Origin of the sequence: Sphingobacterium sp. Lzh-3, assembly GCF_046764375.1 — a bacterium.
Taxonomy (GTDB): domain Bacteria; phylum Bacteroidota; class Bacteroidia; order Sphingobacteriales; family Sphingobacteriaceae; genus Sphingobacterium.
Genome location: NZ_CP177226.1, coordinates 4,479,830 through 4,499,556, shown reverse-complemented (window position 1 = coordinate 4,499,556; position 19,727 = coordinate 4,479,830). Strand labels below are relative to the sequence as shown.

General features: G+C 44.7%; 19 protein-coding genes. 12 read left to right on the top strand and 7 right to left on the bottom strand.

The features are described from left to right. Positions 1-43: 43 nt before the first annotated feature. The 4 genes from ACLCDV_RS18915 to ACLCDV_RS18900 are packed head-to-tail and all read left to right on the top strand — an operon-like array spanning position 44 to position 3,081. The gene (locus ACLCDV_RS18915; RefSeq protein WP_411971957.1) at positions 44-928 is read left to right on the top strand and encodes a hypothetical protein; all 885 of its coding nucleotides are present in this window, start codon (positions 44-46) and stop codon (positions 926-928) included. A gap of 45 nt (positions 929-973) precedes the next feature. Then, a complete protein-coding gene (locus ACLCDV_RS18910; protein ID WP_317664894.1) occupies positions 974-2,005 on the top strand; it encodes a hypothetical protein in 1,032 nt (343 codons plus the stop codon). Beyond that, positions 2,002-2,745, top strand: a complete 744-nt coding sequence (locus ACLCDV_RS18905) for a LytR/AlgR family response regulator transcription factor (RefSeq protein ID WP_411971956.1) — start codon at positions 2,002-2,004, stop codon at positions 2,743-2,745. The genes ACLCDV_RS18910 and ACLCDV_RS18905 overlap by 4 nt, the downstream gene beginning before the upstream one ends. 6 nt (positions 2,746-2,751) lie before the next feature. Further along, positions 2,752-3,081: a helix-turn-helix domain-containing protein gene (locus tag ACLCDV_RS18900; RefSeq protein WP_317664898.1), complete on the top strand. Its 330-nt coding sequence runs from the start codon at positions 2,752-2,754 to the stop codon at positions 3,079-3,081. Between the two features lie 110 nt (positions 3,082-3,191). Here the strand turns inward: ACLCDV_RS18900 and ACLCDV_RS18895 are convergent, their stop codons facing one another. Further along, a complete protein-coding gene (locus ACLCDV_RS18895) occupies positions 3,192-3,647 on the bottom strand; it encodes a PA2169 family four-helix-bundle protein (RefSeq protein WP_317664900.1) in 456 nt (151 codons plus the stop codon). Between the two features lie 238 nt (positions 3,648-3,885). On the opposite strand from ACLCDV_RS18895, the gene ACLCDV_RS18890 reads away from it, so the two are divergent. Next, entirely contained in the window at positions 3,886-4,869 is a 984-nt protein-coding gene (locus ACLCDV_RS18890) for a YihY/virulence factor BrkB family protein (protein ID WP_411971955.1), read from the top strand. Positions 4,870-4,968: 99 nt separating this feature from the next. Further along, positions 4,969-5,154, top strand: a complete 186-nt coding sequence (locus ACLCDV_RS18885) for a CsbD family protein (RefSeq protein ID WP_046675215.1) — start codon at positions 4,969-4,971, stop codon at positions 5,152-5,154. 51 nt (positions 5,155-5,205) lie between these two features. Here the strand turns inward: ACLCDV_RS18885 and ACLCDV_RS18880 are convergent, their stop codons facing one another. The 6 genes from ACLCDV_RS18880 to ACLCDV_RS18855 form a co-directional block, all read right to left on the bottom strand. Then, on the bottom strand, positions 5,206-5,469 hold the full coding sequence (locus tag ACLCDV_RS18880) for a SemiSWEET transporter (RefSeq protein ID WP_411971954.1): 264 nt from the start codon (positions 5,467-5,469) through the stop codon (positions 5,206-5,208). 43 nt (positions 5,470-5,512) lie between these two features. After that, positions 5,513-7,843, bottom strand: coding sequence for a BamA/TamA family outer membrane protein (locus ACLCDV_RS18875; RefSeq protein ID WP_411971953.1), 2,331 nt, complete (start codon positions 7,841-7,843; stop codon positions 5,513-5,515). Then, positions 7,809-13,112 carry a translocation/assembly module TamB domain-containing protein gene (locus ACLCDV_RS18870; protein WP_411971952.1) on the bottom strand — a complete coding sequence of 1,768 codons (5,304 nt, stop codon included), beginning with the start codon at positions 13,110-13,112 and terminating at the stop codon, positions 7,809-7,811. Before ACLCDV_RS18870 ends, ACLCDV_RS18875 begins: the two co-directional genes overlap by 35 nt. A gap of 93 nt (positions 13,113-13,205) precedes the next feature. After that, the gene (locus ACLCDV_RS18865; protein WP_317664914.1) at positions 13,206-13,364 is read right to left on the bottom strand and encodes a hypothetical protein; all 159 of its coding nucleotides are present in this window, start codon (positions 13,362-13,364) and stop codon (positions 13,206-13,208) included. Between the two features lie 228 nt (positions 13,365-13,592). Further along, a complete protein-coding gene (locus ACLCDV_RS18860; protein ID WP_411971951.1) occupies positions 13,593-14,324 on the bottom strand; it encodes a PRC-barrel domain-containing protein in 732 nt (243 codons plus the stop codon). Between the two features lie 44 nt (positions 14,325-14,368). After that, positions 14,369-14,551, bottom strand: coding sequence for a hypothetical protein (locus tag ACLCDV_RS18855; RefSeq protein WP_145329788.1), 183 nt, complete (start codon positions 14,549-14,551; stop codon positions 14,369-14,371). A gap of 607 nt (positions 14,552-15,158) precedes the next feature. On the opposite strand from ACLCDV_RS18855, the gene ACLCDV_RS18850 reads away from it, so the two are divergent. The 6 genes from ACLCDV_RS18850 to ACLCDV_RS18825 all read left to right on the top strand — a co-directional run bounded on the left by ACLCDV_RS18850 (position 15,159) and on the right by ACLCDV_RS18825 (position 19,546). Beyond that, a complete protein-coding gene (locus ACLCDV_RS18850; RefSeq protein ID WP_317664919.1) occupies positions 15,159-15,800 on the top strand; it encodes a DUF6266 family protein in 642 nt (213 codons plus the stop codon). 87 nt (positions 15,801-15,887) lie between these two features. Continuing rightward, positions 15,888-16,274: a hypothetical protein gene (locus tag ACLCDV_RS18845; protein ID WP_317664921.1), complete on the top strand. Its 387-nt coding sequence runs from the start codon at positions 15,888-15,890 to the stop codon at positions 16,272-16,274. Further along, positions 16,193-16,807: a CHAP domain-containing protein gene (locus ACLCDV_RS18840; protein ID WP_411971950.1), complete on the top strand. Its 615-nt coding sequence runs from the start codon at positions 16,193-16,195 to the stop codon at positions 16,805-16,807. The genes ACLCDV_RS18845 and ACLCDV_RS18840 overlap by 82 nt, the downstream gene beginning before the upstream one ends. Positions 16,808-16,818: 11 nt before the next feature. Then, the gene (locus ACLCDV_RS18835) at positions 16,819-17,268 is read left to right on the top strand and encodes a hypothetical protein (protein WP_411971949.1); all 450 of its coding nucleotides are present in this window, start codon (positions 16,819-16,821) and stop codon (positions 17,266-17,268) included. Positions 17,269-17,663: 395 nt separating this feature from the next. Then, on the top strand, positions 17,664-18,269 hold the full coding sequence (locus tag ACLCDV_RS18830; RefSeq protein WP_159333192.1) for an RNA polymerase sigma factor: 606 nt from the start codon (positions 17,664-17,666) through the stop codon (positions 18,267-18,269). Between the two features lie 104 nt (positions 18,270-18,373). After that, the gene (locus tag ACLCDV_RS18825; protein ID WP_411971948.1) at positions 18,374-19,546 is read left to right on the top strand and encodes a FecR family protein; all 1,173 of its coding nucleotides are present in this window, start codon (positions 18,374-18,376) and stop codon (positions 19,544-19,546) included. The last annotated feature ends 181 nt before the right edge of the window (positions 19,547-19,727 follow it).

Genomic DNA, 19,727 nt, shown 5'->3' with positions numbered 1-19,727 from the left:
ACCAAGCAGGTCCTTGCCCTCCCTCTTTTAAAACCGAATCGATATGATGTATACCGACAATAAACACAGCTGGACGTATGCGCTATTTTCTGCGCATATACACCGTTACCTCCCGGCATTGCCTTGGGCAGAACATTCAACACTTTATCAACGCTGGAAAGCGTATCACCAGCCGCAACCTTTTCATGCGACACTGCACTGGGATACTTCCTTGCTTGGGAGCTTACAATCGGGGCCACCCCGGATTTTGGTTCTGTTTCACCTCGGCATGCATGCCTTTTTGCCGCAGGTGCTGGCCGAAGCGGGTATTCAGTTCGACCTTCTGCTCGACCGGAAGGTTTTTGCCCGGCATCAGACGCTTTTTGCGGCGTTGCAGCAAGAGCGGCAGGAGCAGGGAGCCTGCTTCCGTTTTTTGATGAGCGACGATCCGCAGGTGCTGCTCAAAGCACGCTCGGCCATAAAGGCGGGCCGCCACCTGCTCATATTTGCCGATGGCAACAGCGGTACTTCCGACCAGATCGACAAAAAAGTTAAGATCAGCTTTCTGGCAAACGATCTCTTTGTCCGTAAGGGAATAGCATTGCTAAGTGCCCTGCTCGGCACGTCCATCCTGCCGATATCGCACCGCACCGTAGCAGGGAAACAGCAGCTGTTGCTGGGCACGGCAATTGAGCAGCTGCCCAATGAAAAGCGAGAAATCTATATCCAGCGCAGCATGCAGTTGCTGTACGATTTTCTGGCTGACCAGATCCGCAATGAGCCATGGCGTTGGGAATGTTGGGGCTATCTGCATAAACTCAACTGCTATCAGATTGAAGCATTTCAGCAGGCCGAATTCGACCTAGCGTCGGAAGGCAATATCAGCATTGTGCTGGAGGGTAGAAAAGGAGTGTTTAATAGGGAATATTTTTGTTGTCTGTTTGTGTGAGAATATTTTTAAATTTAAATATAAAGTAATACCAATTAATTTATAATGAAACGGATCTTGGATTTAACCTACTGGCATCTTTTTGTATATATCTTTATGTTGCTTGTCATCTGGTCTGCCAACCTGTTATGGAACAGCGTGCCCATTGCTCCAGTGCAGATCGTTACAGCGGCATGTCTGTATACGCTGTACAGTTATGTGATCTTTAGGCTGATCCTCTTCTATTGGTATGGCACCGTTGTTCAGAAACTACTGGCTATAGGCATCTATCTCTTTATCACGCTGACGGTATTCTTTTTTATGCGCAAATTGATCTATGTGCTGCTACCACTCATGGGGATCCATTTTTCGCGGCGCACCCAGCCGCTGCAGCTGCACCTGTTTAACTTCCATATGGGCGTTCGTTATTTTGTGACCAACCTGATAGGCGGGTTTACCTTCTGGCGGCAGCATGCTTACCGAACGGAGAAAGAAAACATTGTACTGAACAGTGAACTGGCTACTTTTAGGGAAAGAGCGCAAGATATGAAATACACTTCGCACTTTTTGCAATCGGTATTTGTGACAAGCTTTGGTAAGATGATGCTCAGCGAGGTACCCCAAGACCGTCACACCAAACGTGATATAATGCAGTTTTTGGCTTACCTGTTGCGGATTGAAAATTTAGGGAAGGCGCAGCCTTTCGCTGCCGAACTGGATGAACTTCATTGTTTTATCCGATTGCTGCGCTACCACTATAAGGAACGTTCCATTCGGTACAGGGAACGGATGCAAGATTGTCACTATCCGGATATCCCTGCCGGTATGCTGTTCTTTCCGCTCGAAAATTGCCTCAAACATGCAAAAATTGATGCAAAGAACCCGGTCGAGATGCAGCTTACAGCGGTTGAATCGGGCATCAGTCTCCGCTGCCAAAATCACTGGTCGCCTAAGAAAAGTGATATCAATTCAGAAACTGGTTTTGCCCTGCTCGATGCCAAACTGAAGCAGGTAGATTATAAGTCCACGGTGAAAAAACTGCTGCGTGACGATATTTTTACTGTACATATTAACCTTGATTTTACCAACCGAAAATGAACAAACTCAATTACCGCTTATTGATTGTCGACGACGATCCGGATTCGCTGTTATACATCCTGATGCAGTTACACGACCTGCCCTTTATCCACGAAGATATCGGCATTGTCAGCAGTCCCGAGCAGGCAATGACCTATCTGAAAGAGAACGAAGTGGATATTCTGATGCTCGACATGGACCTTGGTCAGGCTGGCGTAAACGGGATCCAGCTAGCCGGGATGATTGCCAACCCGCCGGTGATGGTGGCCTGCTCGGCCTATCCCAGCTACGTATTTGAGGCCAATGAGGCAGGCATATGTGCTTATCTGAGCAAGATAACAAGTTTTAAAATTTTAAAGACCATCATGGAGGAAGTTGTGGGCATTGTCGACCGCAAAGCAGAACAGCAGAGCCGGGATATACAGAGCCTTACGATGAAAACCCTGCAAAATGAAATCGTCCTGATCGAGGTCGGGGACATCTATTACGCCAGTGTGGAACTGGGCGAGCTACAGATCGTTTTGGAAGCGGAGAGCCATCGATTTAATACGAAACTGCACCAACTGCAGTCAAAGCTGTCTGTACAAAACTTTGCCCGACCGCGCCTCAATACACTGGTCAATTTGGCCAAAGTGTACTTGGTGCGTCCAAACGAGCTCTATCTCATAAAACCGCGAAATGGAATGGCTATTTCGATTACGCGGGCATATCGGGCAAATTTTAACCATCGCTTTGAAGTGTACAGACAGAACAACAGATAAAAGGGTATGGCTGCCCGCATTTCATGGTGTCGACCATTGAAATTTTATATGACAAAATTGGATGAAATCGTACAATTGCTTCGGCAGATCAACGAAAGACTGTCCTGCACTGGCCATCACCTGCTGCCAACAGAAAATAAGGATAGGGGATGGAAGGTAGATGAGCTGATGACCCGCATGGCTGTGGTGTCGCGCCTGGGAATCTCTGAACGCACCTACAACCGCTGGGTAAAAGCGGGTATTCTTATACCGATTTGCCTGGGTAACAAGCATTATTACCGCGAGCAGGATCTGCAGGAGGCGATCAAGCGCAGCATCAATAAAGGATTGATCTAATAGGTTGTTTTAAAGGCTGATTCGCAAAGGAATTAGCCTTTTTGCTTCGAAGAAATAGAGTATATCGTGCCCCTGTAAAACGAATATATAGTCTAATAGAAAGTGCAAATCTAGATTTCGCGCAGGATTTTAATATTTTCATGGGCTTCACGCTGCTGGCTCAGCTGAATCTGGATTAGATTTTTGGCCCCTATGGAGAGCTTATTTTCCTCTGCTAGCGCTTTGTTGTAAACCTCTCGGAAAGCCGTCTCGCCCCGATCACAATGCTCCAATAAATCTTGCATATTACCGCCCGATAATTTTGATTTGATGACCATCCACAGCCGAAAAAGCTCGCCGCTTAATTTGGTCCGGTCAGTGGCGTACTGGCCGGCAAACTCAACAAGGGGACTGAGTTCTGCAATAAATTTTTCCGACTGCCCTATAAACTGTCTGAAAACTGCTTCACGCGCACCTTCGCCCTGTTCATTGGCAAGGTCGATCGCTAGCTCATAACCTTCAATACGGTCATTGTTGATTTTAATAAGGTCATTTAAAATATTAGGGTCGTTCTGATTTCTTTTCATATTTTCTAATGCTGTTTTTAAGGTAGAACAAGAAAGATTAATCATTAGTTTGTCTTTGTTTCTTTTATGGTAATTATCTGTAGCTTACTTCTTGATTTTTAGGATACTTAGAGTTGATTATTTGGACTGAAGGTGTATTTTGAGGACATGGGTAATACGTTTCTTAGATGCCCAATTTTCTTAAAAAACAAACTTTATGTCATTTTAAGGAGTTTCTTTCTTAAAAACAATAACGACAATGCATGTAAAAAAGGAAAATAAAAGCAAGCTGCAAACGTATTGGACGATACTGAAAAATACCGTATCAGGCTTTATGAATGAAGACTCCATGAAATATAGTGCTTCATTATCGTACTACACCGTTTTTTCGATCGGCCCAATATTGGTTTTGATGATCGCGCTGGCCGGTATATTTTATGGTGCCGATGCCATTCAGGGAAAGGTTTTTGCAGAACTTAACGGCCTGGTAGGCAATAGCGCCGCCAAACAGATTGAAGAGGTTATTCAAAATCTGCAGTTATCGGGCAAATCAAATATGGCGTTGGTAATCAGTGTGGGAACCCTGATCATCGGTGCAACGACGGTTTTTGGGGATATGCAGAATTCCATCAATAAGATCTGGCATGTGCGCCCAAAGCCCAAAAAAGGTTGGCTCAAGATGATCCAGGACCGCTTGCTCTCTTCATCACTGGTCATTGGATTGGGGTTTCTTCTGGTGGTGACATTGATTATCAACGGAATCATTCTTGCACTTACCGGGCAGCTGCAGCGCTATTTCCCGGAAATCACGGTCGTGCTGATGAACTTAATCAATTTTGTCATCTCCTTTGTGGTTATCGTCCTACTCTTTAGCGTGATCTTTAAAACCTTACCCGATGTCAATATTCAATGGAAGACTGTTCGGGCGGGCGCGCTATTCACGGCTATATTATTTGTAATCGGCCGTTACCTGATCGGCATATATCTTGAACGCTCGGCGACGCAAGATACTTACGGTGCGGCCGGCTCATTTGTGCTTATTTTGCTCTGGGTGTATTACACCGCGGCAATTCTTTATTTTGGAGCTATTTTCACGCGGGAGTATGCAACAGAAATGGCTATCCCAATCGAGCCTTCTGAATTTGCGGTCCATGTAGAGACACAGGAAATCGAACGCAACGTCGATGAAATTCCTCCGGCGCCGCTCGATGAAGAGGAAACGACTATTGATAAAACAGCATAGAATCCATTAGCTAGTTTTTTAACATTTGATAACATTTTTTTTTAAACGATTCCTGCTGCAGGCTGTTCTATTTATAAAAAAACGAAAGGAAAAAATAGTATGAGTGAATTAACATGGAAAGGTCGTTGGAACGAAATTAAAGGTAAGGTAAAACAGCAATATGCTGATCTTACAGATGATGATTTACTATATGCGGAGGGCAAAGAAGATGAGTTGGTTGGTAAACTTCAAAAGAAAACAGGTAAAACACAAGACGAGGTGAATAGTTGGTTGAACGGTTTGTAGAATAGTGTTTTCATGTTAAAGGCGGATAACAGCAATGTTATCCGCCTTTTTTTAGGTCTTTTTTCTATAAGTTAGATAGCTGCCTAACAGACACAGGTTGACCAGAACAGCAAAGCTGTTTGAATAGATAATGGGCGCCTCACTTTTAATTACCCCGTACCAAACCCATAGGGAAAGCCCTATGATTAACGTTAACAGCATAACAGGAGAAAGGTCATCCACATTTTTTTCTTTCAATACCTTGATCAGCTGCGGCAACATAGCAATTGATGTAAGGACACCCGCAATAATACCCAGAATATTTTCATTAATCATAAGGACTTCGGTTTTAGGTGATCACTATGTTGATATGTCCAGACTAAAATGGATAACCTATCGCGAGATTAAACATCAGATTATCTTTTCGCCATCTTGAACTTCCAAAGTCGATATCCTTAAATACCCAGCGCTCGCCCTTCGGTAAATAGGGGATACGGAACGGGATGGAAAAGTCAGTACGCAGGATCAGAAAAGTAAAGTCAAACCGTAATCCCAAGCCGCCGCCGACGGCTAGTTCCTGCAGGAAATCCTTGCTGAATTTTCCGCCCGGTTTGGTCTCATCATCCCGCTGCAGCCATACATTTCCAGCATCGATAAAGGCCGCCCAATGGACAGGGCCAGCAATTTTTGCCCTGTATTCGGTGTTCAGCTCCAGCTTGATATCGCCTGTCTGATCGGCATAGAAAAGTCCATTGCCCAGTCTTTCTGGCGCTACCGTGCCAGGTCCGATCGCACGGGCGCCAAAGGCACGGATACTATTTGGTCCGCCCACATAATATTGCTTAAGATAGGGCAGGGAACGCGAATTGCCATAGGAGTAGCTCATCCCTATACTCACCCGTGATGCGATCTGTGAATTTTCGCTGAGCTTGAAATAATGCCTGCCATCCACACTGGCTTTGACATACTGCGAGAAGTACGCATCAAAAAGTTTAAAAGTCTTGCCCTTATTAAAGTCTGCACCTTTGATAAGCCCCAGGATATTTCCCGACAGATCCAGGTTTCCCTTGAAATAAAACGTATTGCGCAGGTGCTTTTTCATGGTGTTCTGAAAGGTGAAGTTATAATTGGGCCCAATTGTGAATTGGGGATCGATTACATGCCGCAGCGCCGGAATGGTATCCATCTGCATCTTGTAGCTTTCCGAAATACCTCTCGGCTGTACATAGGTGATTTCCATCAGCGCCAGATCATGCTGCTTCTCTTCGTTCTCTTGCCAGGTATAACCGTAGCTCAGCGCCATCGAATTGAGCGTATAGGCTTTGCGGCGGTTAAGGAATTCGTACCGTGCCTTGATATAGGTATTCGGAATATATTGACGGGAAGGATTGATGGTGCCAAATGGTGTCAGTATCCTCGGAAATGTCAAGGTTGCCTCGGTGCCGTAGCGGAAATAGCTGGAGTTCAGATCTGCATTGCCACCCGTTTGTATTTCATACCCGCCAAATACGTTGATATTGAGCTTCTCGGCGCCTTTAAAGGCATTCCGAAGGGTCCAGTTGATATTTACTTCGGTCCCATTATAGACCGAAGCCATTTTTCCTAGCAGTTCTACACGGACAGATTTCTTTGGCAGCGGAGTAAGGTAATAGTATACATCCAGCGCATTGGGTACTTCCTTGCTGTCCACAAAGTTATTTTTGACAAATTTCCAGCTGTTGAGATTCACCAGGTGGCTAATGGTCCTGTTGTGGGCGTCGCGGTTATACAGATCGCCCGCCTTGAAAAAAATATGATTGGCGATTACAGGTTTGCGGAAGGTATGATTTGGGTCAATAAAATAATAACTGCTATCAAATAGTTCGGCATTCCGCGGTGACTGCTGGTAGCCAGCTCCGGTCTCGGTATAGTTTGGGAAAATATAAATCTTATTGATTTTGGATGCGGCTCTTGCCTGTTCGGGCGTTTCCTTTTTTACGGTCACATAGAGGTTGACTTTATGATTCCCGATAGTGCTGTCGACCTGTACCAGGATGTAGTCTGGGCTGAAATAATAATAGCCCTTATTTTTAAGGACGTTGTCGATGCGGTCTCGTTCATTGAGCACAACATCAAGACTATAATTTTTGCCCACCTGCAACAGGCTGCGGTCAGAAGTTGCGCGGATATCGCGTCCCAGTTGCGTGCTGCTGTCTACGTCAAAAGTGACGGATTTGATCCGGTAGATCAGATTGGGCTTGGCGGTATAGTCTACCGTAGCTTTTTTATTTTCGACGATTGTATCCGAAGTAACTTCCGCATTGAAAAAACCGATATTTTCAAGCCGGTTGCGCAGCAGATTCTCATTGTACTCCCGGTTTACATCGCTCAGCAAAACGGGTTCTTCACCTATCTTTTTGAAAAAACGCTTGATAAAATTGCTATTTGACGTATCGCCGGCCATATTGTTAAAATAAAGCTTGTAAGGCATGCCTAAAACACGCTTGTTGGGCTGGGGCCGAAGCGATTCGGCCAGATAGGTAGCCAGCTTTTCCTTGTCTTTCTTTGGAATAGTATCGGAAGCGATCTTAACGTTTCCCTTTACATAAAGGCTGTCTCCTTCGGGCAGGTTTTTAGTCGACGAACAGGAAGCAATCAGCCCACCAAGGGCAAGCAGGCCAATAATCGATTTTAATTTAATTTGCATGGTAACTCCTTTCCTCGTCTTCATTTTTAATCGCTGTGGTTCTGATGGTATCTGAATGTGTTGGCATACTTTTTTTCCGGCCGTTGTTTGCAGCGCTGTCTACCTGCTGGCGGCGCTGCTGTTCTTTTTGCTGATCTTCTAGCTGTTTTCTGTATTCCGGACTATGGAGCATCAGGCTATCACGGATCACCGTACGCACACTGTCCCGATAGGCCGAATCTTGTTCCATTCGGTCTACGTCAAAACGCTTCCTGAATTTCTTGCTACCGGTATTATAATATTCTTTGAGCTTTTTGGAACGCATAAAGATTTCCTTAAATCGGTTGTAATCCATCGTGATGATAAAACCGATTCCGGTTTCGACAAATTGCCCCTGTAAAGTCACCTGATATTGGTTTTTGCGGTAGAAGCGTGCAAAGTAGCGCCCGTCCTGCGAAAGCTGATAATCCAGCTGTATGTCGCCGGCGATATTATTGGCAGCTTCACCCGGACGTGAATTCCCTTCTACTTCAAAGTTAGATCCGATATTGACTTTCAGTCGGTCGTTGAGCAGCATTTTGGAAACGCCGATATTCAGGTCGGTACGTGTCTGGGCCGTTCCGGTGCTGTAATCATCTTCTGATGTCAGGTTGAAATCAAGCTCAACGCCGGTAATTAAATCTGAGGCCAGCCTGTTCAGCTGCGAGCTTAAAAACGAACTGACGCTATTCCGCACAAGCGCTTCTGTACCGCCACCTCCGGAAAGGCTCTCAAATGGATTTGCAGACATAAAACGCCCTAGTACAATCAGTGAAAAGACTTGTTTGTTGAGATCGGAAGGATTATCCCGAAGTGTGCTGAGCGCATTGTCTACCTTGCTGATAACATCCTGCGATACGATGGCATTGTTGGCATTCAGGTCGATGTCAAAATTGAGCTGTGGCTGGAATAGCTTATCTGTGATTTTTAACAGCACATCGAATGGGATCTTCTGTTTGTATAAGTTGGCATTCTGCGTGCCGAGCTGTGGTGCAACAAGTTCCAGGGTAGGGGCTTTTAAGGTATAGGCTGCGGTAATATTGAGCTGTGCATCCAACGGATCTCCATTCCAGGTGATCGTACTTCCTTTCTGAAAGGTAAAATCTTTTTTCACAGGTCCAAAACTGAAAGAATAGCTTCCCTGCTCCACGGTAAATGTTCCCGACATCGTTATTTTGCCACTGGCATCCATGCCTGCATTCAATTCCGCCTCGCCCTGAATGTTTAGGGCATCCTGCGAACCGGCGTCAAGAAGAATCTTAAACTTGGCGTCTTTATCAGTCTGCAGATTCAGATCGACGTCTATTCCTGTAAGCTTTGTTACAGTCATCGAATCTAATCTGGCAAGCGCATTTGTGGTAGCTGTATCCCGTTTATCCACAAATTCGACCACGCCCTTCCGATCGGCCATGCCAGGATCATTGTTGGGCATCACCATGGTAAAATCGGTGCTGTCAAGGACCTTGATGGTACCGTCCACCACCGGTTTGTTTAGATTTCCGCTGATCTGCAGATCGGTGCCAAGAAACATTTTTCCATAAAAGAGGTCGTTGTCTGCCTGTGTGGAATTCAGGACTTCAAAATTTTCCATAGCGATGCCGATGTCAAAGTCAAAATCGGTGTAGGTCTGTGTATTGACAGAACCGCTGACCTGGGCAATATTGCCTTTGCTGTCTTCGAGTTCAAATTTGGGGAACGATAGGCCATTCTGATCAAAGCGGATCTGTTCATCCTTTGCTTTGAATAGGGCATTGAGCATCGCCACATTGAATTCAGCCTCTCTAAAATAGAGATCACCCCTGATCTGTGGTTTCGAAGGGGAGCCCACTATTTTTAACTGCCCTTCGAGGTTGCCCTTGGAATCTTTGAGGTTTCCCATGCTGAAAGCCTGTACGGTCTTCATCGTCAGTGGCGCAATATCCAGTGTGAAGTCTAGCGCTGCATCGCCTTGTGGCGGGTTGATAAAATCGCCGCTGAGAACCAGATTATTTCCATTTTCAGTAACGCTCACGTTTGCGCTATAGGTATTTTCACGCTCGTTGTTGACCTTGATATTGACATTGCCCACGGTATCTTTTCCGAAGTAAAACTTATCTACGATCAGATCTGCCACAAACACTGGACTGCTTTCCAGTCGGGAAAGTGTAGTCTGCCCATTGATACCGCCGCCCAGATCCAGACTGTCGTTCATAACCATCTTGCTCAGGGTCTCTATGCGGAAATTTTTAAAATCCACATCAACCGGTGAGTTAAGGATGCTGTCTTGCGATGCAATGCGCAGCTCCTGCCCCTTGTTGCTCAGCACGAAATTATCGGCCAGTATGCCCGCGCTGCCAAATTTTAGGGTATTATTAGGCGCTACATCCCATTTATCGTAGTTGAGCATTAAGCCGTCCTGAAGCAAACTGAATACAAATAGACCATCCTTGGCCTGCATGTCGGCACCGAGATGATATTGTTCTTTATCTTGTTTATCCTTGATCCATAGGCCCAGATTAACGATGTTTTGTGCGACCTTTCCGCTCAGAATGGTGTTGGTAATTTCAATACTGCTGACTTTAACTTTATTGATCAGGGCCGAATAGTAAAGGGAACTATCCAGGCTGTTGATGTCCAGGGTAACATTATTGATTTCTGTGCCGCCATATACAACCCGGGGTGCATCTAGTTTGGCTGAGAGATTCTTGGATCCACTGTCGAAGCGACCATCCAAGGTAATGGCTTTCATTTCTGTCAGCTCAGGGAGAAAATCCTGAATAAGCCGATTTCGGGTCAGCTGTGCCGAAAATTCGATGAGCTGCGGCGAGTAGGGCGGAATCTTGATAGGCTTTTCGGGTGTATAATATAGCTGCAGGAGATCCTGTACGGCACTTTGCAGTTCTAAAATTTTGTACTTGCCAACCAGGTGGGCATTCAGAAAATCGGAACGCAGCTGCAGCTGATTACGGCTGCTGTCAGCTTTTGCCAAGAGGGATACCGTGTCCAGTGCATATCGATCGCTGTTGTATCGGATTAACGAATTGGTGATATGCGCTTCACCGTTGAGGAAGTTTGGATCAGCAGTACTGAAATTACCGCTGAGCTTACCACGGTAGCTGATGGCATCTTTCACCAGGTTTAACTTTTGTAGGTTGATGCTGTCGACGTTCATTTCAAAGGCTATTTTGGGATAGATCGCATCCATCTGCGCAGTGGCATCCAATTGCAGCTTGATATTGGGGTCGGGACTGATGACGGATGCTTTAATGGCGCCTTTGTCTGCCGAGAGATCCATATCGATATCATGATAGCGGTAGCCCATGGCGTCCATGCGGTTCACTTTGCCATCAAAACTGGCCATCATTTTTTTGGGATCTGTGCCTTTGCCTTTTATTTTTCCTTCAAAAGAAAGAATCCCCAACGTACTGTCCATCTTCATGATTTTGCCGATGTCCAGATCGCGTACACTCACCGATGCCTCATAGCTGGTATCGCGCTTGGCCATAGCAACCTTTCCATCTAATTTAGCAATCCCTTTTTCGGTAACCAAAGCCAGTTTTGTGTTAAAAGATGCTATTCCACCTTTAAAAGTACCGCTCAGTCCGATGGTATTGGGCAGCTCAATATTTTGAGGTAGCATCGACCTGGAAACCAGCTTTTCGATATCCGAACGGCCTGTGGTTAATTTTTTAAGGTTGAGGTCTACCGACAATTTATTCATATCGGGTAATCCTTTTAAATGTAAACTTGCAATCAGCCTGGTATTGGAAAGTGTGCGGAAATCGATATTCGGAATATTCAGGTCATCTACACGGCCAGCCACACGGGTATCAATATAAAACTTCTTGTCCAGCAGGGGCTTCATCACTTCCATAGTGTCCAGAAAAGGGGCAAAAAAACGAATATCGCGCATATCAATATAACACTTTATGAGGCTGGCATTGACCCGTATCAGTTCTGGCTTTTTGGTAATGATATCCAAGGAAGGGTAACTTAGCTTAATATAATCGCGAATTAGGGTACGGGGAGTTTCCGCATATAGATTTTTAATTTCGGCACCTGTACTGGTATAGTTAAAATCGGCTTTCAGTTGCTTGATCGCAAAGCCGGAGTGGTCAGCGGCAACAAGCTCTTTCAGTGATCCGCTGATGGAATCGGCGCTATAATATAAATCTGTCAGCTGGGTTTTGAGTCCCGGCATATGGATGTTAAAATAGTCAAATCCTTTGATGCGGGGCTGGTTGTCGTCCTTAAAACGGATACTGGTATTATTGATGTTGATGTCTTTTGCCGAAACGATCCAGTTCATCTTTGCGGCGCTGCTGTCGGCTTCAGTTTTGCTGGTTTTTGCTGCTGCGGCCGAAGATTTTTGAATTTTTCCCAGCAGGACATTATGATCCGAACCATCGAGTTGGAGCTTTTGGATATCGACAAATTCATTGTTGAGATCGATCTTATTGATAGCGGCATAGAAATTTTTCAGGATAAATTGAGATTTAAGTGCACTCGATTCATCTTCATAACGAACCAGCACATTACTGAGTTCGGCCACCTGGATGCCTACATCAGGAAGGAGGGATGTGGTCTGTGCAGTTTTATCGGTGATACCAAAATCTTCAACCGATGGGCCTGCGCCTTCTACGGCGGGCTTCCACTGTTTGACCGTGGCATTTAGTCCGTCGATATTGATTTTCGGCAGCTCAAAGGCCATGTTTTTGGTCAGGTCAAATTTCTTTATGTTAGTATTTAAACGACCAAGATAGACGTCGGCACTGGTACCGATCACAGCATCGGCATAGACAACATGTATTTTTGAAAACTTGACCTTATCGAGGTTAAAAAGAAGGGCTGATGCTGTGTCGGCGGTTGGTTCACTTTCCTTTTCAGAAGCAAAAGCTTTGACGATATAGTCAAAGTTAAAGCTGCTGTCGGGCAAGGAACGACGTATTTTGGCGGTAATACCATCGGCCTCCAGGCTTTGGATTTCAACAGTATTCTTTAATAGTTTCAGCATATTGATATCAACCGCAATGCTTTTACCAGCAACTAAGGTGTCTTTACTTTGATCTTCGAGATAGATATCTTCCAAAATCAATTTTTTAGGAAAATCGATATTGATGTAACCAATTTTGACGGGGGTGCCGATCTTTCCTTCGACATAATGTGTCACTTTACCAGCAATATAATTCTGTATGGAAGGTAGGCGAAGCAGGAAAACGATAAGAATAAAAAGCGTAATTATTCCTCCAATAATCCACAATATTGTTTTTAAAGCAATCCGGGCAAATCTGTTCAATGTGTTGTTGATTTAAGTTTACAGATAGGACAACACAGAAATGCAAATGGTTTGGATATTGTGAATTGATATCTCCGTCGATGTAGGGTTAGTTTACCACAGCAGCCAGGTAAGAATTGCCAGAAAGCCCCCACGGATAAGTAATTCTTGTGCTAGCTCCTCCCGGTCAAGTTTATACCAGCTATATTTTTCATAATACCTCCTGATGGTTTGTCTATTCTTTGCGTGGATGTTTTTATATGTTGTTTTCATAACCGATTTGTATTGATTTGCTACAAATCCTGCAATTTTTATGCAGTTTATATGACGTTAAAGGGATTTGAGTAGTTATTTTGTGCGATAGGTTATAAAATACTGGTGTTTTGGGTATTTTAACGAGTCAATTCGGGAAATACGGCCCGATAAAACAGTTATAAATAGACAACAGGCTTAGATAAATACTGTTATCCAAGCCTGATGTAATCGTTATTCCTGATAGTGCTATAATTCACTGTTATTGTCGAGCGTACCCGGCTCATGTCCTGTGGTTTGCTCATGTCGGGCAGCTACCCTTCGGGTCCGCTGAGTCTGATCCGCTGGAAGGCTTTCGGTCTTTTTCCCATCGCTATAAAACGTATATTCACTAAAGTGATAATGATCATAGAATTCAGTCGGATGATAGCTGTTCTCGCTCACGATAAAACCCACATCGCCGGTGCCTTCAAATACATGACGGATACTTAGTTCTGTTTCGGGATCGAGCTGATCCTGTTGGTAAGCAGGCAGGCGGATTAACTGATCTTCGTTGACGGATATCACAACAACTTCACCATCATCGGCGGGATTATACAGATAATCCGTTGCAGGTTCTTCCGTTGGAATTTCGTCTACTGTTAGGATCACGCTATGATCGATCGGTTCGACAGCTGGAGTCGGGTAAGCTTCTTCATTGCTGGGCTGAATCTGCGTACCATCGTAAAGCGACGCCAGTCCAATGGGGGCCAATACTTTCTTATCTTCGTCAATAACAAATTCGGCGTCATGGAGATCGATAATAATATAACGGACCTGCTGGCTTTCAGGATCAAAGAGCAGATCATCTACCTTGCCGAGCAGTTGGCCGGCCTCATTCTTTACTTTCCAGCCCCGGATATCAGGTTCGCCATCGACGATTTCGTAATCGCTTCCACCGAGTTCAATCAGATGATTATATTTTTTTTCTTCTAATGCCATGTCTTTAATTTTTTGGGTGATCAATTCGTATATGCAACGGAGTTCTAAAGCGTATCTGTTTGTGGCGCTGTTGTGTTAATGCTTGTGTCGGGAATAGGTTTATCTAACCTGGCGTCACTGTTAGTACGGTTTATAAAATACAGGACCAATCCCAGCGCGATAAGTGAAAGCAGCAGCCATAGCCACCATGGCGCTCCGTTTCTCGGTTTTACTTCTAAATGTGCCATATATACTTTTTTAAAAAAAGAACAACTGCTAAGGGGCTTCGTTTGAAAAAATTTTGTTTAAGCTGGATTTCAGGCGTATGCGCTTGGGACTGCAGATACATTGGCTTGCCTTTTTGCTGCCGTCCCTGTTGTTTCGCTGCTTGTTCTTTGGTCTTTCTTTGTCCTTTATCTGCTTATCCGTTGCTGTTTCTCTGCTTATTCGTTGCCCTTTGTTTGCCTGTTCTTTGCTCTTTCTTCGGGACTGCCTTGGGCTTTCATAACCCTTTGTTTGCCTGTTCGTTGGTATTCCGTTGCTGTTTCTCTGCTATTTTATTGCTGTTTTGTTGGTCGTGTGACCACAGAAAAACATCGAATTAGCCTGCTACAAGCGGACGAGTTGTCTTTTAGAAGCCTCTTTGCTGCCTTCCATAAGTTTGCTAAGCCCAATCACAAGCCTTGCTATTTCCTTAATACATGTCGTAGAAACGGGCATTTTCGGACAAGTGACGTCAGATAACGCCATTTGGCAGCCTTCGTCCCGTTACCGATTTACCTTAGTGCCATGATATCGATATCCGTGGCTGCCTGCAGCGCCACATCGTTTTAAACATTTAAAAAAATTAATAACATGGCAAGATTTAATAAAGGTATACATGGTGCCTACACAGGTAAAGTGGGCAACATTGTGGGCTCGTCATGGCGCGGAATTGACTATGTCCGCTCCCTGCCCAAGAAAAGTTCAAAACCGGCTTCTGATAAGCAGCTGGCACAGCGCACGAAGTTTGGAATAACAACCAGCTTTCTCAAATCCATCAAAGATGTGCTGATGCTGGGCTATTCCGACAGCAAACAGCGCGGAAAGACAGGCTACAACGTCGCTTTTCAGCATTTTATCGATCAGGCAATTGTCGGTAACTATCCTAATTTTAGTATTGATTATGCTTCCGTAAAAATCGCCAGTGGTAGTTTGGCTATCCTAATGGGCCTAGAGGCTGTGGAGTCGGCACCGGGTGTACTCACATTGGGCTGGGATCCTACGATCAATAAGTTCAATGCCTTTTCCGACGATCAGGTACTCGCAATCCTACATGAACCGGTTGAGAATCTCTTTTATGCCTATGAAGGTGCAACCAGAAACGATAGTACCCTGGAAATTGCATTGCCGGCAAGTTATTCGGGCAAGACCGTGGTTGGCTGGGCATTTACCATACATCGGGATGGTAACATTACATCGAGTAGTCAGTATCTGGGTGAATTTGTGTTGACCTAGTTCTGGTCAGATTATGGAAGCTGCTCCAACAAGAGCAGCTTCCATTGATCAGAAAACAGTTTTCTTTTAAAAATTTAAATATGCAATATGGAATTTATACAAAAACAACTGGCCCAGGATATCGAGGATACCTATTGGCCTTTAACGGGGCGGCAGCTGCTTAGCATTATACTGGCCTGCCTGCTGATATTTTTTATTTCATCAGGCCTCTTGCTGCAGGCCATCGATCCAACAGCGGGCGTATTGGACATCGGTATGCTCTCGGTGCTGCTATTTGCCATCCTGGCTGGCCTAGCGGCTGTTTATTGCTGCTTTTGGCTTCAGGAAATGCTCTGGCAGCCTTTTAAGTTTTTCCGTCAGGAATTTAGTGCTCACTTTAATCAATTGACATCATGGCAACAATGCATTATCTATTTTTCGGTATTCTTTCTGTCGCTGTTCTCTTTCTTGGCCGTGCTGGCACTGCTGCTATAAGAGAACAGGATGTACCAAGCGGCTATACCGAGCTTCGAAGCGCCGATCCTTTGGTCGAGCATGGTGACGCTGTAGCGATAAATGACTACATAGGATCGGACCTGCGTAAACGTATTATCGATAGCGCTGTGCGGGAGATTGGCGTGCAGGAAGCTACAGGCAATAACGATGGTCCGCGGGTAGAAGCCTATCTGCGCTACGTGGGGCTTGGAAAAGGATACGCCTGGTGTGCAGCTTTCGTATCCTGGTGTTATGGTCGGGCTGGACGCCCATTGCCGCGCAATGCCTGGTGCCCGGCACTCTTTCCGATGGCCCGTCGGTATACGGCTGCACAGATCGGGCAGGGGAGCATCCGACAGGCCGATCTGTTTGCGATTTACAGCAGCAGTCTGCGGCGCATAAACCATGTGGGGCTTGTACGCCAACAGAAAGGCAACTGGATTGTGACTGTGGAAGGGAACAGTGCCAATAGGGTTTTGTCTAAACGACGTCCTTTGGCTACCATTTATGCTTTTTCAAATTGGCTGGACTGAAAGGAGGAAGGATGAACACAAGGCTATGCCAGATGATATTTTATGGGGGACTCTTATTCTTGCTGGGCTCCTGCAAGGTCTACGAAAGTAAAAAATATCAGAAACAACAAGAAACGGATGCGCACCGGCAGTATACCGAGCAGCTCCGAACGTTATATTCTGACCATCAGGATACGCTTTCCCGCCTTTGGTACTTTTGGACGGACAGTGCTTTTCGTTTCTATCCCGATAGTGGTCTGTCTGCCCGGTCGGGAGGTTTATTATTGCATGAGTCGGCCAAAAGGGTCAGTAAACAGGTACTGGAGCTGGCTGAAAAAAGGCAACAGGAAAAACAAAAGCAGGTCAGCCATGAAAAAAGCGGCAGCCAAATGCGCTCTGCCCAGCAGGTTTGGATCATGGGCTTCGTCTTGCTCCTGTTTCTTCTTTGGCGATGGGGCCGATCTCACCTATTGCCCTGGTAAGCGTGGGAAGGAGGTCTGAGGAAAAGCTTCGACAGGTACTGTTGGGCTATGAAGGAGACACGAAGTAAAATCGTAGTCTCCTTTTTATGTGCCGGATGAATTCCTGCGATGCATGTTAGAGAAAAATCAAAATTTGTTAATCGTTTTAAATTTTTATTAAAAAAAGCAAAACCGTTTTAGTTTTATTATATTTGTTCGTAACCAGATTAAGGGAGTAATCCACAAATTACTAGACACAGTGCGTGAAAGACCAACTTATGAAATATTCCTGCATCATGTAATTGTTTTTTGTGACGCTTATTAGCTTGTAAGCAAATGTTAAGATTGGAGATCAATAACCGGATATTATAAACAAATAGCAATCTTTGCTAGTAATGAAAGGGTAAAACGTGACAATGTACGCACAAAAATACGACGATACTGAAGAGAAGTCTGTCTTGATCTCCCTGCGTTCTGGCTGCCAGCGTGCTTTTCGGCAGGTCTACAGTAGGTATAGCGGGCGTATTTATCTCAACATCCGTAAGATGGTCAAGTCCGAAGAAGACGCAGTCGAACTATTACAGGAAGTATTTATTAAAGTATGGGATAAACGGGAGTTGATTGATCCCGAGCAGTCTTTTCGATCTTATCTGTTCCAGATCGCCAAATATACTGTCTATAATTTTATCCGGCGAAATAACCTCGAAAAACAAGTTCAGGCATATCTTAGCCTTCACAATACCGCCTTATACAGTCACGTCGAAGAAGAACTCTATGAAAAGCAATATGAAGAATGGTTGTCTCAGACCATTGACCAGCTGCCGCCACAACGCAAATTGATCTACAAACTTTGTAAAATTGAGGGCAAAACCTACGCCGAAGTAAGCGACTTATTGAGTATATCGACATCCACCATCAACGACCACATCGTAAAAGCTACAAAATATATCAAAGAGAAGCATGGGATCCTGGATAAATCCACATTGCTCATTATTTCTTTTATACTTCTCCAACAGCATTAACGCATCTAATTTTCATTGCACAGAAAAAAAGTAAAATAAATTTGCAGGTAGAGCAGATGACGTTTACCGCTGAAGTGTATTAGCTGAAAAGAGGATAACCAATTGTGGAAAAGAAAACACTTCGATATACGTTAAGGCGATATATACAGGGAAAACTTAGCGAAGAAAATTCCCGTGCGTTTTTGTCCTATGTAAAATCAGGCAGGGATAAAATATTACTTCAAGAACTCATCCAGGAGGTTTTGGACGATCCTGTCGATCAACATCTGTTGGACGATCCAACTTTATTGGCCGTACTGGATAATACCTGGGACCAATTGCATCTCCAGATCAATAAACCAAAAACAAAATCGCTATGGACTTGGAAACGTATTGGCGCAAGCGCAGCTGCTGTTATCGGACTATTATTTATTGGTCGCTGGTTTCTTACCATTGAAACTAAAAACGTATCTCCGCAAGCTGCACAACATGTGATATCACCCGGAAAACAATCGGCGACCTTAACGCTGGCCAACGGCAAGCAGATTCATCTACATGAAACACAAAACGGTCGGATTGCGGAAGAATCGGGTATAAGAATCTCTAAAACAACGGATGGCCAATTGATTTACGAAGTCAGCGATAAGTCGCAGGGCGAAATCGAGCAAAATACCTTATCGACAACCAAAGGAGAAACCTATCGGATTAAGCTACCTGACGGTACACAAGTATGGCTCAATGCAGCTTCTTCGCTCAGCTATCCGGTTCGTTTTGCAAATCAAAAAAACAGAACTGTCACACTGACCGGTGAAGCTTATTTTGAAGTAGCGAAGGATTCCAAACACCCCTTTATTGTGCAGGCAGCAGCTCAGCAGGTCGAAGTGATCGGTACCCATTTCAATGTAAACAGTTATGCCGACGAAACGGCGGTACAGACCACCCTACTGGAAGGTCGTGTACAGGTCAGTTCCCACAGTCAAAAATTGCTATTAGCACCGGGTGAGCAGTCGAGCCTTACAGCTCATGGGGTGCTAAAATCCCGCCCAATAGATACAGCGCCGGTTATTGCCTGGACAAACAACGAATTTATGTTCGATGGAGATGATATCGAAAGCGTCATGCGCAAGGTGGCACGCTGGTATAATGTGGAGGTCATCTATCAGGGTAAAAAAACGACCGAGAAATTTGGTGGCGGAATATCGCGTTTTGATGATGTTCAAAAGGTCTTAAGCCTGCTCGAAAAAACGGGTGCCGTTCATTTCAGAATAGACGGAAAAAAAATACATGTACTTCCGTAATAACCTAAAAATAATTAATGACACAATAACCTAAATAAACAAACCGATGAATAAAAAACGACAAAACGAATAGCCACGATGGTGGGGTATAAAAAAGCAACCAAGATCCTGAAGGAGCTCGGTTGCCGTTTGGGACAATTAAATTTTAACTATCCAATCTGCAGTATGTTTCTGTTTTGGA